Consider the following 15,755-nt stretch of genomic DNA (forward strand, 5'->3'; position numbering starts at 1 on the left):
CAGCAATCTTATGGATCGAACGGTTCTTTGGAGGAACGCTCTTGGCGCGCCGCGTCATTCTTGGACTTCTCATGCTGGTCCTGTCGACCGCGCCCGCTATGGCCGTAGGCGCCATCGAGGTCGGAGTCCTGCTGTTCCGGGTGCCGGACGCATGGGTGCAGATTCCGGCCGCGGGTCACCGCGTCGCGGCCTTTGAAGTCCCGACTGAACATGGCTCCGCCATCGTCACCTTCGACAGAATTCCCGACGCCAGTGCCTCCGCCGTCACCGCCTCGTGGGCGGAGCTGTTCGAGGAAGCTCCGGAGGACATCGTGCAGAAGAGCTGGACGGAGCGGATCGCGGATTGTCCCGTCCACTTCGCCCGCCTGTACGGGGCATGGCGCGGCGGAGACGGGATCGGTCCGGGCAAGGTGTCCATGGCCACCGCCCTGTTCGAAAGCCGGCGCGGGTTGGTGCTTGTCCGCCTGCTGGGACAGCCCGACGCCGTCGAGGCGGCTGCGGGAACCTTCCTTTCCGTCGTGAAGCGCGGCGAGGATGGCTGGAAGCCTTGAGGGGCCGGCGTCCTCTCGCGATCTTCTGTTAGTACGGCGGTTGAGGGTGGTCCGATCCCGAACAGGTGCTGCGGACCCCGATCATGGATGCCAGAGCGGAGATATCCACCGCCGATCTTCCCAAATCTTTGCCCCCGGCCGACATTTCCCCAGCAGCCGACCCGGAGGGGGTTGCCGCGGCGGCGGCGGCGGATCTCCGGTACGTGAATGATCACGAGCCGGGGATCACCCGGCGGCGGCGGGGGAAGGGGTTCAGCTACCATGATCCGGACGGAAGCCCCGTGAGAGACGAGCAGACGCTCGCCCGGATCAGGAGCCTTGCCATCCCGCCGGCATATACAGATGTCTGGATATGTCCGGACCCGCACGGACATATCCAGGCAACGGGGCGGGATGCGCGCGGGCGCAAGCAGTACCGCTACCATCCCCGCTGGATCGAACAGCGCGACGCCGACAAGTACCACCGCATCCTGGCCTTCTCCCGCGCATTGCCGGAAATCCGGCGACGGGTGGATTCGGACATGCGCCGCCGGGGTCTTCCTCGCGAGAAGGTGCTGGCCTGCGTGGTGAAGCTGCTGGACACCACCATGATCCGGGTCGGAAACGACATCTACGCGAAGGAGAACAAGAGCTTCGGCCTGACCACGCTCCGCGACCAGCATGTGGAGGTCGAAGGCGGGAAGGTGCGGTTCGAGTTCCGTGGAAAAAGCGGGAAGACCTGGAACCTGCAGCTCAAGGACAGACGTCTGGCGAAGCTGGTGAAGGACTGCCAGGACGTGCCGGGTCAGCGTCTTTTCCAATATCTTGACGAGGAGGGCAACCGCCACTCCATCAGCTCGCAGGACGTGAACGAATATATCCATGCCATCGCCGGCGAGGAATTCAGCGCCAAGGACTTCCGCACCTGGGCCGGAACCGTCCTGGCAGCGTTCGCACTCCAGGAATTCGAGAAGGTGGACAGCCAGACGGCGCGCAAGCGGAACCTGACCCAGGCGATCCGAACGGTCTCATCGCGCCTGGGCAATACGCCGGCAGTCTGCCGACGCTGCTACGTCCATCCGGAGGTGTTGAACTCCTACATGGACGGCAGCCTGATCGAGCAGGTGAAGGCGGAGGTGGAGCGAGAACTGCGGGAAGATCTGGCCGGCTTGTCGCCGGAGGAGACGGCTGTGCTCTGCTTCCTGGAAACGCGGCTTCGCCGTGAGGTCAGGAAGCGGTCCGGTCGCACCAGAGCAGGGACAAGTGAGGCACAGCAGGCCATCCGGCATTGACAGGACTGTACGGTTCCGGCAGTTGAGGCGCTTCGGCCTGCGACCGGCGGGTTACCCCGACCGGCTTGCCGAAGCGCAATACTGGCAACCTCCAGTCTGGGACCCGATCAATGACCGACGAAGCCGTCGCCGCCGGCGCGCCGCCCGCCATGCCGCTGCTGTACAAGCGGCCCACCCCGGTGACTCTCGAGCGTCACAAGGACCTCAAGATCCGGCAGAAGCGCAACTACTCCTACGCGGCCTCGGCCCATGCGGTTCCCGCGGTGCTGGACGAGATCCCGCTGCTCTCCGGCCATTATCCGCTGGTCTTCACGCCGGGCGACAACCCCGCCCTGGTGGCGCTGCTGGGACTGCGCCCCGAGGAAAGCCTTGTGGTGAACAAGGACGGCAGCTTCGAGCCGGGCTGGCCGATCCCTGCTTATCTCACGCGCTATCCCTTCATGCTCGTGCCCGTGCCCCAGGACGACCGCATGATCCTGGTGATGGAAGAGGACAGCAATGTCGTCGCCCAGGATGGCGACCATCCGCTGTTCGAGAACGGACAGGGCAGCAAGCACGGCCAGGAAGTGATGAACTACTGCATGGCCTTCAACCGTTCCGTCGAGCAGACCCAGGCCTTCTGCAAGGAGCTGAACGACCGCGGGCTGCTGATCGACCAGCGCGCCGACCTGATGACGCCCGACCGGAAGCAGATCGCCCTTTCCGGCTTCCGCATCGTGGATGAGCAGAAGCTGAACGAGCTGCCGGACGAGGTCTTCATCGCCTGGCGTCGGAAGAACTGGGTGGGGATTATCTATGCCCACCTGCTGTCGCTCAGCCGCTGGAACAACCTGCTGCGTCTGGCGGGTGAGCGCGTTGCGGCGAACGACTGAGCCTTCGTTCTGAATGAAAGGGGCCGGCTCCAGCGATGGGGCCGGCCCTTCTGCTTTCCGGCTCAGTCCTCGTCGCCGGCAGGTTCCGGCGCTTTGGTCCGCATGGTCACGAACTCCTCGGCCGCCGTGGGATGCAGGCCGATGGTACGGTCGAAGACCTGCTTGGTGGCTCCGGCATTCATGGCTACGGCAATGCCCTGGATCATCTCCGGCGTATCGGCGCCCACCATGTGGACGCCGACGACCCGCTGGCTCTCCCGCTCCACCACCAGCTTCATCATGGTCCGCTGGTCGCGACCGGACAGGGTGTGCCGCATCGGCTTGAAGTTGGAGCGGTAGACATCGACGTTCCCGAAGCGGGCGCGCGCTTCCTCCTCGGTCAGGCCACAGGTAGCGACCGGCGGGATGGAGAAAACGGCTGTCGGTATGTTGTCGTAGTTCACATCCCGTTCCTCCCTGCCGCCGAACAACCGGTCGGCCAGAACGTGGCCCTCGGCCAGCGCCACGGGTGTCAGGTTCACGCGGTTGGTGACGTCGCCCAGCGCATAGATGTGCGGCACGCTGGTCTGGTACTGATCGTTCACCTTGATGGCGCCGCCCTTGTCCATCTCCACCCCGGCTTCTTCCAGCCCCAGCCCGCGGCTCATGGGAACCCGGCCGATGGCGTAGATCACCGCATCGACTTCCAATTGCCGCTCGTCGGACAGGCTGGCCATCAGGCAATCGCCAGCTTTCTCGATCCGGCTGATGATGGTGTTGTAGCGGATGTTGATGCCGGTCTTTACCAGCTCCTCCGATACGAACTCGCGCACATCCCGGTCGAAGCCGCGCAGGATCTGATGGCCGCGGTAGAGCTGCGTCACCTCCGCGCCAAGCCCGTTGAAGATACTGGCGAACTCGGTCGCGATATAGCCGCCGCCGGCGATGATGACACGGCGGGGAAAGCGATCCAGGTGGAAGACCTCGTTGGAGGTGATGCCATATTCCTTCGCGCCCGGCTCGCTCGGCAGCTCCGGCCAGCCGCCGGTGGCGATCAGAATCCGTTCCGCCGTCACGGTCTGGCCGTTCACGACGACGCTGTGGGGCTCTTCACCCAGGCGGGCGCGTCCCTCGAAGATGGTGACACCGGCCCCCTCCAGCAGGCGGCGGTAGATGCCGTTCAGGCGCTGGATTTCCCGGTCCTTGTTGGCGATCAGGGTCTGCCAGTCGAACGACCGCTCGCCCACCGACCAGCCGTAGCCGGCCGCATCCTCGAAGTCGTGAGCGTAGCTTGCACCGAAGACGAGGAACTTCTTGGGCACGCAGCCGACATTGACGCAGGTGCCGCCAAAATACCGTTCCTCGGCCACAGCCACGCGGGCGCCGTACTGGCCCGCGATCCGGGCCGCCCGCACGCCGCCGGAGCCGGCACCGATCACGAAGAGGTCGTAGTCGTAGCGCGCCATGATCCTGCTCTCCTGCCACTGGTCCGGGCCTGTTGTGCCCCAGCCCTTGCCGAGGGTCCACCCCTACGATACTCATCGCCGCACCCGCGCGGCTCTGTGATACCGCGCACGGATCGGAGGCCGGGCTGGCATGACGGTGCTGCATGAGGAGGCGGGGTTTCGCCTGCGCCACCTGCGCAGGTCGGATGCTGAGGATCTGCTGACGGTGACGTCCGATCCGGACGTGGTCCGTCATGTCGGTGACGGCAGCACCCTGACGCCAGCGCTGGTCGATCTCTGGATCGAGCGGTCCTTGGCTAATTATGTGGCCCACGGATATGGGACCTTCGCGCTGGGCGATCCGGCCGATGACCGGCTGTTCGGTTGGGCCGGATTTGTCCCGCCGGGTGCGGAGCCTGTGCCGGAGATCATCTATGGATTCGAGAAGGCGCGATGGGGCGGCGGGCTTGGCAGCCGCATCGCGCTCGCGCTCGTGCGGCTGGCGCGTGAGCAGTTCCGCTTCCCGCTTGTCCTCGCCACCGTCGACGAGGCGAATCATCGGTCCTGTCGGATCGTTGAACGGCTGGGCTTTCGCCTGGACGCGGTGGTGATGGAGGACGGGGTTCCGGTGCGCCGCTACCTTCTCAGCGGCCCGGAAAGCTGATCCCGGCCGACGACGCCGTTCCCTGGCTTACTCGTCCTTCTGGGGAAGCTGCCAGATGTTCAGGATGGTGCAGCGCTCTCCGCCGATGATCAGCGCGTCCCCGCCATAGGGGCAGAGGCGGCTGTCCCGCGACACCACGCCGATTTCGTGCTCGAACCGGGGATTGGCGATGCAGGCGCCGGAGAATTGGACCAGATATTCCTCCCGGCCCATTCCCTTGATGATGATGTGGTCCCGGTCCACGGCCTCCCAGTCGTCGATCGAGCGGGCATAGGTGCAGTCATTGCCGCGGCCGAGCTGTTCCTTCGGCGGAATCCTTGGCTTCCCTTCCGCGCGGTCCTGCGCCGCTACTGGCCCCGCCGCCAGTAGCACCGCCGCCAACAGAACCGCGGCACATATCGCTGATCTCGAGGGCTTGGCCACGAGTCTCCCTCCCGCTTTCCGGAACTCTCCCCATCTGCCGGAAACAATGCCGGAGGATTGCGGCATAGCAAGGGCGGCGTCCGATCCCACCCCATTTTCGGGGGGAGGGCCGGGCGCCGCCCATCATCCATTCAGATTTCCAGCTGATCAGCAGAGCGCCACTTCGGGGGACGCCTTGCGTTCCAGCATGCGGCGCACCGCGGTCTTGATCTGCATGGTGTCGAACGGCTTGCGCACCAGGGGCAGGTCGTCGTCCTGACCGTCCAGATCCTCCGGCTGCGTGCCGGAGACAAGAACGACGTCCAGCTTCAACTCCCGGCGCATCTGACGCGCGGCGGCGAAGCCGTCAGTACCCTTGGCGAGCTTGACGTCGACCAGCGCCAGGTCCGGCCGGTGGTAATCGGCCAGGGCGACGCCGCGCGGTCCGGTCGAGGCAAGGCCGATCACCTCGCATCCCATCTCCGTCATCACGTTGGAGAGCAGCAGGGCCGTCATGGCATCGTCTTCGACAATGAGAACCCGGGGCTGTTCTTGCATGGGGCTCCTCCGTCCTTTTGGGCGGTCCGCAGCGGACCCCCGACTGAGGGTGAGTGTCACGAACGGCCCTAGTCCCGTCACTTGTGCATTCGGCGAAGCTCCGAAGGGGCAGGCGGAGTGGCGGCCGGCGTTACCCGGAATCGTAACCTCTATCGGGATGGCTCGACCGGACAGCCCTGGTCATAGACCGAGCGGCAACGGGGCATAAACCGGCTAGGACCACAAGAAAACGGCCCGCCGGGCGGGGACCGGGCGGGCCGTACTCAATTCGGACGGGCGGGGTATGCGGGGAGATTGTCCGTCCGGCCACCGGCGGGGAACCAGTGGTGAAGGGAAGCTAGCCCGGTATCCCGCCGCGAACTGTGACGGCAATCACGCAGGCAAATTTCTTTTTGCTTCCGGTCAGCCCTGAAGCCGGATCAGTCCGCCATGCTCCTGGTACTCCGGCAGTGTCAGCGCCGCGATGGCAGGCGCGACATCGGCCGGCTGCCGCAGGGTCTCCGGATTCTCCCCTGGGAAGGCCTTGGCCCGCAGGGCCGTGGCGACCGGGCCGGGATCGACCAGATTGACGCGGAGGTTCGTCTTCAGGGTCTCCGCGGCATAGGTCCGGGCCATCATCTCCAGCGCCGCCTTCGCCGCGGCATAGCCGTTCCAGTAGGCAGTCGGCTCATGGCCGACGCGGTCGGTCAGGAACACGGCACGGCCGGCGTCTGACCCGCGCAGAAGCGGGTCGAGCGTGCGGACCAAGCGCATGGTGGCGGTGACGCCAACCGCAAAGCTCCGGTCCCACTCCTTGGGATTGGCGTGCGCCATCGGCCCGACCACGCCGAGGTGCGCGGCGGCGGCCACCAGGATGTCCATCCGCTTGAAGCGCTCGAACAGGGCAGGACCCAGCCCGTCCAGCTTGGCGACATCGGTCAGATCCTGGGGGATCAGCGTGGCGCTGCCGCCGGCCGCCCGGATGCGGTCGTCGACTTCCTCCAGCCCGCCGACGGTACGGGCCATCAGCACCACATGCGCACCCTCGGCGGCCAGGGCCTCCGCGACCGCGGCCCCGATCCCGCGGGAGGCGCCGGTAACGAGGGCGACGCGGCCGGTGAGGCGGGGGGCGGAGGTGGTCATGATCTGCAACCTGACTGGAAAAGGTAGGCTGGATTAACCGAAGGCGGCGACCGACGCAAAGGCAGAATGGTCGCGGCGCAACCGTTCCGGCTCCGCCATCATCGCGGATGGGCGCTCCCGATGCCGGAAGGTCCGGGAGCGCCGATCGCCTGCCGGAATGGCCTAGGCCCGACGCTCAGCCAGATAGGATACTTCCGCCCGGCCGGCATCGTAGTCGGTCAGGGCGATGGGATAGTCGCCCGTGAAGCAGGCGTCGCAGTACTGGGGGATGTCGCCATCGCGCTTGGCATGGCCCAGCGCCTTGTAGAGCCCATCCAGGGAGATAAAGGCAAGGCTGTCGGCCTTGATGTACTCACGCATCTGCTCGACCGTGTTCTTATGCGCCAGCAGCTTCTCCTTCTCCGGCGTATCAATGCCGTAGAAGCAGGAATTGTTCGTCGGCGGGCTGGAGATGCGCATATGCACCTCCTTGGCGCCGGCCTGCCGCATCATCTCCACGATCTTGACCGAGGTGGTGCCGCGCACAATGGAATCGTCCACCAGAACGACGCGCTTGCCCTCAATGAAGTGGCGGTTCGCATTGTGCTTCAGCTTCACCCCCAGGTGACGGATCTTGTCCGTGGGCTGGATGAAGGTGCGGCCGACATAGTGGTTACGGATGATGCCGAGATCGAAGGGGATCCTGCTCTCCTCCGCATAGCCCAGCGCCGCCGGCACGCCCGAGTCCGGGACTGGGATGATCAGGTCCGCATCGACATGGCTTTCCCGTGCCAGTTCTGCGCCGATCTTCTTGCGGACATCATAGACCGAGTGACCCTCGACGAAGCTGTCGGGGCGGGCGAAGTAGATGAACTCGAACACACAGAAGCGCGTGCCCTGGGGCGTGAAGGGACGCAGGCTGGTGACGCCGTTCTTCTTGTCCAGAACGACCATCTCGCCCGGCTCGATATCACGGACGAAATCCGCCCCGATGATGTCGAGCGCCACCGTCTCGCTGGCCAGCACCGGCGCGTCGCCCAGCATGCCCAGCACCAGCGGACGGACGCCCAGCGGGTCGCGGACGCCGATCACCATGTCTTTGGCGAGGCAGACCAGGGAGTAGGCGCCCTCCACCTGCCGGACGGCTTCCACCAGCCGGTCGATGACGCTGCCGCCGCGCGAGGTCGCCATCAGGTGGATGATGACTTCGGTATCGGTGGTGGATTGGAACAGGCAGCCGCGCCGGACGAGCTGGCGGCGGAGCTGCAGCGCGTTCGTCAGATTGCCGTTATGGGCGACCGCGAAGCCGCCGAACTCGAACTCGGCATAGAGCGGCTGGACATTGCGCAGCGCCGTTTCGCCGGTGGTGGCGTAGCGGACATGGCCGATGGCGGCATCGCCCTTCAGCGTCCGCATCACCTGCTCGCTGCCGAAGATGTCGCCGACCTGCCCCATCGAACGGTGGGCATGGAAGTCGCCGTCGAAGCTGACGATGCCGGCCGCCTCCTGCCCGCGATGCTGCAGGGCATGAAGGCCGAGCGCCGCAAGCGCCGCCGCGTCCTGGGGACCGAGGATGCCGAAGACGCCGCACTCCTCGCGGAGCTTGTCATCGTCGAAAGGGTGGGTCGTCAACATGGGCGTGCGCCTTTCGCCAGTGGCACTCGGTGTCATCGGCCCTCAATCCCGCGAAGGAGGAGGGGGTTCGTTGGTCGGTGTCGTTCGAATCAACTGCTCGAACTGCCCACGCTCCTGCGGGGCGTAACCGCGATCCGTATCCGGCCGGCCCGAGCCGGCGGCTGGGCGGGGATTGGTTGCGTTCTCCAGGTCCAGTGCGCGCTCCGCCTCCCGGCGCAGCCGCTCCGCCTCCCGCTCCGCAGCGCTCATGTCGCTCGGAAGCAGTTCCCGGATCGCATCTGACCCGGCGACCATCATGGGCTTGGTCCGCGCCTGCGCCAACAGCGCCGGCTGGTCGTCGGCCCAAAGATAAACCGCGAACATGTACGCTAAGCTAACGACCACGGCCCCCCGGAAGACGCCGAAGACGACGCCCAGGGATCGGTCGATGGCCGAAAGGGAACTGTCCTGCACCCGTTCCGAGATCATGTGCGTCACGATGGAGAACAGGATCAGGGCAACGACGAATACCCCGATCGCCGCCACAGCATCCGCGACCATGCGGCTCTCGATGAAATCCCGGGAATACTGGGCCGCGACGGGAAAGCTGTACAGGGTGACGAAGGCCGCTCCGACCCAGCCGGCGATGGACAGAACCTCGCGGACGAATCCGCGCGCAAAAGCCAGAAGCGCCGATATGGCGATAACGGCGATGACGGCCAGATCGATGGGATTGAAACTGCTCTCCCCCATGTCTACCCCCGGCCCTTCGCCATCTGGCGTGTCGGCTGGAACAGCGGCAGCAGGTCTCCGAGATTATCCAGCTCGATCCGCTTCAGCCCGTCGTCGCCGCGTGAAGCGCTACGGCCCCGCCGGGCCGGCATCAGCACGCGGCTGAAGCCCAGCTTCGCGGCCTCTTTCAGGCGCTGGTCCGTCTGGCTCACGGCCCGGATCTCCCCCGACAGCCCGATTTCCCCGAATACAACGGCATCATGGGGCACAGGCTCCCCCGTCAGGGAAGAGACAAGGGCGGCCGCCACGGCCAGATCGGCCGCCGGCTCCGTCACCCGGAGGCCGCCGGCGACATTCAGGTACACGTCATTGGCCCCGATTGCCAACCCGCAACGCGCCTCCAGCACTGCCATGACCATGGCGAGGCGGGACGCGTCCCAGCCGACCACGGCCCGGCGCGGCGTGCCTAGCGGAGAGGGGGCGACCAGTGCCTGCACCTCGACCAGAACCGGACGGGTGCCTTCCAGCCCCGCGAAGACGGCCGTTCCGGTGATGTCGCCGCGACGGTCGGCCAGGAACAGCTCGGACGGGTTCGTGACTTCGACCAGCCCTTCCTCGCCCATCTCGAACACGCCGATCTCATCGGTGGGACCAAAGCGGTTCTTGACGGCGCGCAGGATGCGGAAATGGTGTCCGCGCTCCCCTTCGAAATAGAGCACGGTATCGACCATGTGCTCCAGCACGCGCGGGCCGGCGATCTGGCCGTCCTTGGTGACGTGGCCCACGATCAGCAGGGTGATGCCCCGGCGCTTCGCCACCCGGATCAGCTCGGACGCGCTGGCGCGGACCTGGGCAACGGTGCCGGGGGCCGAATCCAGCGTGTCGACATACATGGTCTGGATCGAGTCGATGACGGCGATCTGGGGGCCGTCGGCCACGTCCAGCGAGGCTACAATGTCGCGCACCGAAGTGGCCGCCGCCAGCTCAACGGGCGCATTGGCAAGGCCCAGGCGGGAGGCGCGCATGCGCACCTGGTCCACCGCCTCTTCGCCGGAGACGTAGGCGCAACGGGTATGCTGGGACAGGCGGCACAGCGCCTGGAGAAGAAGCGTGGATTTGCCGATGCCCGGATCGCCGCCGACCAGCAGGGCGGAACCATTGACCAGACCGCCGCCGCAGACACGGTCGAATTCCCCAATGTGGGAAAGACGGCGCGGCGCGTCCTTGCTGACACCTGACAGGGGAACGAACTCGACACGGCGGCCGGAGCTTCGGCTGGGGCCAAGCCCCTTCGGCGCCGACTCGACCTGCTCCTCGACGAGGGTGTTCCACTCGTTGCATGCGTCGCACTTGCCGCTCCACTTCGGATGCGCGGCGCCGCAGGACTGGCAGACATAGCGGGTGGACGAACGGGCCAAAGGTCGCGGACTCCCGGAGGGCAGAAAGCAGTCGGTATATAGCGCGATCTGCCTAGCCTTCGCAGGGGTTCATAACACGATTGCAACATACGCGGACCTGCAAAAGAGCCTAGCCCGGCTGGCTCCTCTGCCCGAAAAAGCGGGCCGCATCCCGGGGGAGCGGCCCGCGCTATACCCTCAACGCGCCCCGCCCATCGCTCCCATCAGGGCCGACAGGTCATTGCCGTTGAGCAGGATATTACCGTCCGGCGCGATCTTGATGTCGTAGGTCAGAGTCTGCACGCCGTCTTCCGCAGCGCCGGCTCGTCCCATCCCCTGCAGCATGCCGAGGAACATCAGTGCGCCCGTCATCTTCTGATCCGGCTGCTGGCCGGCCGCGGGGGAAAGGGCCTTAGTAACGGAGCCCATGTCACGCACGACCAGCGTATAATCCGCGGTCATTCCCATCGCGGCCTCCTTGGAGACCGTCAGTCCGCCGGAGGCGTCCAGGGCGCTTGTCGCGCTGGCGATCGAGAAGTTCTGCAATCGCAACTCGCTGGTCGCGGCCGATAAGGCGGCGACCATGTCCTGTCCGATCAGGGCCTGCATTTTCGGGTCGATGCTCCCGGACTCGTCCTGCAACTCCATCAGACGGACGAAATTTGCCCAGACTTCCTTGACTGGAAGGTTGCCGGCCTGAAGATCCATGGCGAATCGGGTAGGCAGGAGTTCCCCCGGAAGCGGCGCAGGGTCCATGCCAAATCCGTCCAGCCCGAAGCGCACGCCCATGCTGCCCAGGGAGCCATTGACGGTATTCATCCCCAGGGTCAACCCGTCGAGGGTCATCCGCTTGCCATTCCCGTCCAGGGCGATGCCCTTGACCGACCAATCTAAACTCAGACCTTCACCATAGCTGGTGATCAGGTCTTCCATGAGCGCCAGGACCTGCTTCTTGGCCTCGGGGCCCGCCACGCCTGAAAGCCCGGCAACAGTATGTTTCGCCTGGAACTGCTGGAGTTCCTCCAAGGCGCCCATGAACCGACCGACATCGATGCTGTTCATCGCCGATTCAATCCGGTTGGATTTCACGCTCAGTGCGCCATCCGGGGCCGAGACACTGAAGTCGGCGGCTTCGAAGTGCGACTTCACGTCGAGCAGATCGCCCTTGGTCGGCGTGGTGCTTGAGACGCCAGCGAGGCGACCGATATCGATCCGCACCTTGTCCTCGCCGGGCGGCTGGATATCGATGGAGACCTTGTCATACGCAAACTTGTAGTCCAGGGACGTGGACCAGGCAGGAAGCCAGAGTCCGGTATGAGATTGACCGCCGATCGAGAGACGGGCGATTTCGATTCCGTCATAGTCGGAGGCGGTCATCTCCGGCGGGAGCTTGGCGTCGAACCGGTAGGTTCCGTCGGCATTGGCGATTACCGTCAGCTTTACCTGACCGATATCAAATCGGCCCCCATCGATAACCGCTCCGACTGCCGGAAGGGTCACTTCGTAATGATCCCCTGCCGGAACGGCGGTAACTTCCCCGACCCACTGGAAATCCACTTCCGGCGTGTCGGCCAGATAGATGTCCATATGCTCCTTGATCCCGGCGACAATCCGGGCCGCGCCCTCTTCGGTAGCGGAAACGACCTGATCCTCGGAGGAGCAGGCGGCAAGAACCAGGAGGGCGGCGAAAAGGCTTCCCGCCCGGAAGTAAACACGATGCACGTAGGCCCCCTGAAGCATTCTTATTCTGAGTTGTGGCGATTTTTTCGCGCACAAGCATAAGCTTACAGGAGACTAGCTGCGCACGTCCATGCCGCCGAATGCCCGCGGGTCGGCTTCGTTCAACGTACGGTAATTTCCCTTAAACGGAGCGGACTGCCTCGGCGCCGCTGGTCAGCAGTCTGGGAATTTCGTCCAGATTTGTGAACAGGATCGGAGCGCCATGGGCCTGGAGCGTGCTGGGATGGGCGTAGCCCCAGGTCACACCGGCGGCCGCCACGCCGGCCTTGCGAGCCGCGTCCAGGTCGCGCACCTCGTCCCCGACGCACAGTGCCTCGGATGCGGGAATGCCGGTTGAAACCAGACATTTCCGGATGTGCGGCACCTTGCCGAACAGGGAGCTGCCGCAGCCGAAGTGGCTCACCAGCGGCACAAGCTCGGGACCCAGGACACGGCGCACATTGGACGCGCTGTTGGAACTCACGATGGCGATGCGGATTCCATCGGCATGCAGCTGCCGGAACATGTCGTCCACGCCAGGGAACAGGCGGATCTGGCCGATCTCCTCCGCCATGCGGCGGCGCATGTGGGCCGCGATCATGGGCAGCTTCCACATCGGCACGTTTACACGCGCCAGGATTTCCCTGCTTCCCAGCCTCCGGACCTCCTCCATTTCCTCATGGCCGAGTTGGCGGAAGTTGAACCGGACGGCGACTTGGTTCAGGACCGTGCGGAACCAGGGAATGCTGTCGGCCAGCGTTCCGTCGAAGTCGAAAATGACGAGGCGGGTGGGCATGGCGGACGGAAATCTGTCGAGTGCGTCCGCCTGTCTATCCAGGATCGCCGCGCTGCACAACCGCTTGGGCGGCGGTACCCCGCATGCCTGCCGTGGCCGGTGTCAGAGCCCGGACTGGAGCCCGCGCACGAACTCCGCCAAGCCGACCTGACGGCGGCGCTTCAGCCGCTCCGCAGTCAGGATGGCGCGGACCTGTTCGACAGAGCGGTCCACATCCCGGTTCACGATGACATAGTCATACTCGAACCAGTGGCTCATCTCGTCATTCGCCTTGGCCATGCGACGGGCGATCTCCTCCGCCGAGTCCTGCGCGCGGGTGGTCAGGCGGCGCTCCAGCTCGCGGGCGCCCGGCGGCAGGATGAAGATGCTGACCAGATCGTCGCGGGCGGATTCGGAAAGCTGCTGGGTGCCCTGCCAGTCGATGTCGAACAGCACGTCCTTGCCCGCCTTCAGGGCGTTCTCCACCGCGCTCTTCGGCGTGCCATAGTAGTTGCCGAACACCTTGGCATGCTCCAGCAGCTCCCGCCGGTTGACCATCAGGTTGAACTCGGTGGGATCGATGAAGAAATAGTCGCGCCCATGCACCTCGCCCGGCCGCTTGGAACGGGTGGTGACCGACACTGACATGGACAGGTTTCCGTCCAACTCCAGCATACGGCGGGAGATGGTGGTCTTGCCGGCGCCGGACGGAGAGGACAGCACCAGCATCAGGCCGCGGCGGTGGATGTCATCCGGGAACTGTTCAGGCGCGGTGGCGGTGGCGTCGGTCATGTCGGGCGTCCGGGTCATGGTCAGCATAATCGGCAACAACTCTTTTCGCGGCAGTGAATTACTCGATGTTCTGCACCTGCTCCCTGAACTGCTCGATCGTGGCTTTCAACTCCAGCCCGACGCGGGTCAGCTCAACGTCCGCGGACTTGGAGCAGAGGGTATTGGCCTCGCGGTTGAACTCCTGGCAGAGGAAGTCCAGCCGTCGTCCGACCGCCCCCCCTTCCGTCAGCAGCCCCTTTGCCTGGGAGATATGGGCGCGCAGCCGGTCCAGTTCTTCCCGGACATCGGCCTTGGCGATCAGCAGGGCGGCCTCCTGGGCCAGCCGCTCCTCCGACAATGCGGGAACGGCTTCCGTCAAGGCGGCGAGCTGGTTGCGCAGCTTGGCCCGCAGCGTCTCCGGCTGCAGGGCGGCGGTGCCAGCGGCGGCATCGGTCAGGCGGGCGATCTGATCCAGGTGGGCCAACAGCACGTCGCGCAGATGCATGCCTTCGGCCAGACGTGCGGCGGCCAGATCGGCGACCGCGCGTCCCACGGTGACGGCGATGGCGGCTTCCAGCTCCGCGCGCGCTTCCTCCGTCTCGGCCTGCTCCTCGGGTTCGATGATGCCGCGCACCGCCAGCAGGGCATCCAGCCGGGGCGGGGCAGCGCCTTCGCCCTCGATCTCACGAGCCAGGGCCAGCACGTCGCGCAGAAGGTCGCGGTTCAGGCGCAGGGCCTGCGTCTGGCTTGTCCGGGTGACGTTCAGGGCGATGTTTACGCTACCGCGGCGGATCAGCTTCCCCACTTCGGCGCGGGCCGCGCCCTCTACCGAATCAAAGCCGGGCGGCATCCGGCAGCGCACATCCAGGGCCCGTCCGTTCACGCTCTTGATCTCGACCGTCCAGTGGACGGAGGGGGCAGAGCCGTCAGCACGGGCGAAGCCCGTCATGCTGGCGATTGCGCTGCCGGCGGAATTGGCGGAACGGGGGGATGTGTTGGCGGGCACCGCGGACTCGGCTAATGCTGTGGGACGAGGTGATCCGGCGAAGGTCATCCGCCGAACGGTAGTGGGGTTATAGACCCGATGCCGCTGTGCAACAAGAAACTCGGCCCTGGTCGGGAAGGACCCATCCATGCGCGATCCCGCCTGCATCCTCATTACCGGCGCGTCCAGCGGCATCGGTGAGGCGCTGGCCCTCGCTTACGCCCGTCAGGGACGCAGGCTGCTTCTGACCGGTCGCGATGCCGAACGCCTGACCGCCGTCGCAGCAGCCTGTACAGGGAAGGGGGCGGCCGTGGAGACCAGCACCGTGCCTGTAACGGACCGGGAGGCGTTTGCCGCCTGGGTGCTGGCGCAGGATGAGACGGCGCCCATTGATCTGGTCATCGCCAATGCAGGCATCTCCGCCGGCACAGGCAGGGGCGGAGAGACGGAGGAGCAGGCGCGCGCCATCTTCGCCACCAACCTGGACGGCGTTCTGAACACCATCCACCCGCTGATTCCCCGCATGGCGGCGCGCAGGCGCGGGCAGATCGCCCTGATGGCCTCACTGGCCGGATTCCGGGGAATGCCGGGAGCACCCGCCTACTGCGCATCCAAGGCGGCGGTGCGGGTCTATGGCGAGGCGTTGCGCGGGGACCTGAAGGGGCAGGGCATATCCGTGAACGTCATCTGTCCCGGCTTCGTGAGGAGCAGGATGACGGCGGTGAACCGCTTCCCCATGCCATTCCTGATGGATGCGGACAGGGCTGCCGCGCTGATTGTCGCCAGATTGGCCGCAGACCGGTCCCGCATCGCTTTTCCCTGGCCGACCTATGCGGCGACCTGGCTGCTGGCCGCACTGCCGCCGGCCTGGACGGACAGGCTGCTCGCTAGGGCGCCGCGGAAATAGGGTCGTCGGTTC

Annotated in this window: 16 protein-coding genes; 5 read left to right on the forward strand and 11 right to left on the reverse strand. The window is 65.7% G+C overall.

All coding sequences use genetic code 11. From position 1 onward, the window contains the following. Positions 1-41: 41 nt before the first annotated feature. The 3 genes from DOL89_RS05145 to DOL89_RS05155 all read left to right on the forward strand — a co-directional run bounded on the left by DOL89_RS05145 (position 42) and on the right by DOL89_RS05155 (position 2,694). Positions 42-551 carry a hypothetical protein gene (locus DOL89_RS05145; RefSeq protein ID WP_119678172.1) on the forward strand — a complete coding sequence of 170 codons (510 nt, stop codon included), beginning with the start codon at positions 42-44 and terminating at the stop codon, positions 549-551. A 281-nt stretch (positions 552-832) separates the two neighbouring features. Then, positions 833-1,822: a DNA topoisomerase IB gene (locus DOL89_RS05150; RefSeq protein WP_225889900.1), complete on the forward strand. Its 990-nt coding sequence runs from the start codon at positions 833-835 to the stop codon at positions 1,820-1,822. A gap of 110 nt (positions 1,823-1,932) precedes the next feature. Beyond that, positions 1,933-2,694, forward strand: a complete 762-nt coding sequence (locus DOL89_RS05155; RefSeq protein WP_119678174.1) for a SapC family protein — start codon at positions 1,933-1,935, stop codon at positions 2,692-2,694. A gap of 62 nt (positions 2,695-2,756) precedes the next feature. Here the strand turns inward: DOL89_RS05155 and gor are convergent, their stop codons facing one another. Beyond that, positions 2,757-4,139 (reverse strand): glutathione-disulfide reductase, encoded by a 1,383-nt coding sequence (gene gor, locus DOL89_RS05160; RefSeq protein ID WP_119678175.1) that lies wholly within the window; start codon positions 4,137-4,139, stop codon positions 2,757-2,759. A gap of 130 nt (positions 4,140-4,269) precedes the next feature. Between gor and DOL89_RS05165 the strand changes: the two genes are divergently transcribed. After that, on the forward strand, positions 4,270-4,782 hold the full coding sequence (locus tag DOL89_RS05165) for a GNAT family N-acetyltransferase (RefSeq protein ID WP_119678176.1): 513 nt from the start codon (positions 4,270-4,272) through the stop codon (positions 4,780-4,782). 27 nt (positions 4,783-4,809) lie between these two features. On the opposite strand, the gene DOL89_RS05170 is transcribed toward DOL89_RS05165, so the two are convergent. The 10 genes from DOL89_RS05170 to DOL89_RS05215 form a co-directional block, all read right to left on the reverse strand. Beyond that, a complete protein-coding gene (locus tag DOL89_RS05170; RefSeq protein ID WP_162937341.1) occupies positions 4,810-5,205 on the reverse strand; it encodes a DUF6491 family protein in 396 nt (131 codons plus the stop codon). A gap of 147 nt (positions 5,206-5,352) precedes the next feature. Then, entirely contained in the window at positions 5,353-5,742 is a 390-nt protein-coding gene (locus DOL89_RS05175; protein WP_119678178.1) for a response regulator, read from the reverse strand. Positions 5,743-6,144: 402 nt separating this feature from the next. After that, positions 6,145-6,864 (reverse strand): SDR family NAD(P)-dependent oxidoreductase, encoded by a 720-nt coding sequence (locus DOL89_RS05180; RefSeq protein WP_119678179.1) that lies wholly within the window; start codon positions 6,862-6,864, stop codon positions 6,145-6,147. A gap of 162 nt (positions 6,865-7,026) precedes the next feature. Next, a complete protein-coding gene (gene purF / locus DOL89_RS05185) occupies positions 7,027-8,478 on the reverse strand; it encodes an amidophosphoribosyltransferase (protein WP_119678180.1) in 1,452 nt (483 codons plus the stop codon). Positions 8,479-8,520: 42 nt separating this feature from the next. After that, positions 8,521-9,210, reverse strand: a complete 690-nt coding sequence (locus DOL89_RS05190; RefSeq protein WP_119678181.1) for a CvpA family protein — start codon at positions 9,208-9,210, stop codon at positions 8,521-8,523. 2 nt (positions 9,211-9,212) lie between these two features. Next, positions 9,213-10,607, reverse strand: a complete 1,395-nt coding sequence (radA, locus tag DOL89_RS05195) for a DNA repair protein RadA (RefSeq protein ID WP_119678182.1) — start codon at positions 10,605-10,607, stop codon at positions 9,213-9,215. 177 nt (positions 10,608-10,784) lie between these two features. Then, on the reverse strand, positions 10,785-12,308 hold the full coding sequence (locus DOL89_RS05200) for a hypothetical protein (protein ID WP_162937342.1): 1,524 nt from the start codon (positions 12,306-12,308) through the stop codon (positions 10,785-10,787). A 139-nt stretch (positions 12,309-12,447) separates the two neighbouring features. After that, the gene (locus tag DOL89_RS05205) at positions 12,448-13,101 is read right to left on the reverse strand and encodes an HAD hydrolase-like protein (RefSeq protein WP_119678184.1); all 654 of its coding nucleotides are present in this window, start codon (positions 13,099-13,101) and stop codon (positions 12,448-12,450) included. Between the two features lie 102 nt (positions 13,102-13,203). Next, complete coding sequence (gene gmk / locus DOL89_RS05210; RefSeq protein WP_119680259.1) at positions 13,204-13,872, reverse strand: guanylate kinase; 669 nt, start codon at positions 13,870-13,872, stop codon at positions 13,204-13,206. Between the two features lie 58 nt (positions 13,873-13,930). After that, positions 13,931-14,800 (reverse strand): YicC/YloC family endoribonuclease, encoded by an 870-nt coding sequence (locus DOL89_RS05215; protein ID WP_119680260.1) that lies wholly within the window; start codon positions 14,798-14,800, stop codon positions 13,931-13,933. 184 nt (positions 14,801-14,984) lie between these two features. Between DOL89_RS05215 and DOL89_RS05220 the strand changes: the two genes are divergently transcribed. After that, positions 14,985-15,743 (forward strand): SDR family NAD(P)-dependent oxidoreductase, encoded by a 759-nt coding sequence (locus DOL89_RS05220; RefSeq protein WP_119678185.1) that lies wholly within the window; start codon positions 14,985-14,987, stop codon positions 15,741-15,743. The last annotated feature ends 12 nt before the right edge of the window (positions 15,744-15,755 follow it).

The sequence above is a fragment of the Indioceanicola profundi genome (assembly GCF_003568845.1).
Lineage (GTDB): Bacteria > Pseudomonadota > Alphaproteobacteria > Azospirillales > Azospirillaceae > Indioceanicola > Indioceanicola profundi.

Bases quoted from the DNA above. Each gene is read 5' to 3' on its own strand.
- DOL89_RS05205 (WP_119678184.1), bottom strand. From the start codon at position 13,101: ATGCCCACCCGCCTCGTCATTTTCGACTTCGACGGAACGCTGGCCGAC.
- DOL89_RS05180 (WP_119678179.1), bottom strand. From the start codon at position 6,864: ATGACCACCTCCGCCCCCCGCCTCACCGGCCGCGTCGCCCTCGTTACC.
- DOL89_RS05215 (WP_119680260.1), bottom strand. From the start codon at position 14,800: ATGACGGGCTTCGCCCGTGCTGACGGCTCTGCCCCCTCCGTCCACTGG.
- DOL89_RS05155 (WP_119678174.1), top strand. From the start codon at position 1,933: ATGACCGACGAAGCCGTCGCCGCCGGCGCGCCGCCCGCCATGCCGCTG.
- purF (WP_119678180.1), bottom strand. From the start codon at position 8,478: ATGTTGACGACCCACCCTTTCGACGATGACAAGCTCCGCGAGGAGTGC.
- DOL89_RS05165 (WP_119678176.1), top strand. From the start codon at position 4,270: ATGACGGTGCTGCATGAGGAGGCGGGGTTTCGCCTGCGCCACCTGCGC.
- DOL89_RS05190 (WP_119678181.1), bottom strand. From the start codon at position 9,210: ATGGGGGAGAGCAGTTTCAATCCCATCGATCTGGCCGTCATCGCCGTT.
- DOL89_RS05220 (WP_119678185.1), top strand. From the start codon at position 14,985: ATGCGCGATCCCGCCTGCATCCTCATTACCGGCGCGTCCAGCGGCATC.
- DOL89_RS05175 (WP_119678178.1), bottom strand. From the start codon at position 5,742: ATGCAAGAACAGCCCCGGGTTCTCATTGTCGAAGACGATGCCATGACG.
- gor (WP_119678175.1), bottom strand. From the start codon at position 4,139: ATGGCGCGCTACGACTACGACCTCTTCGTGATCGGTGCCGGCTCCGGC.
- gmk (WP_119680259.1), bottom strand. From the start codon at position 13,872: ATGACCGACGCCACCGCCACCGCGCCTGAACAGTTCCCGGATGACATC.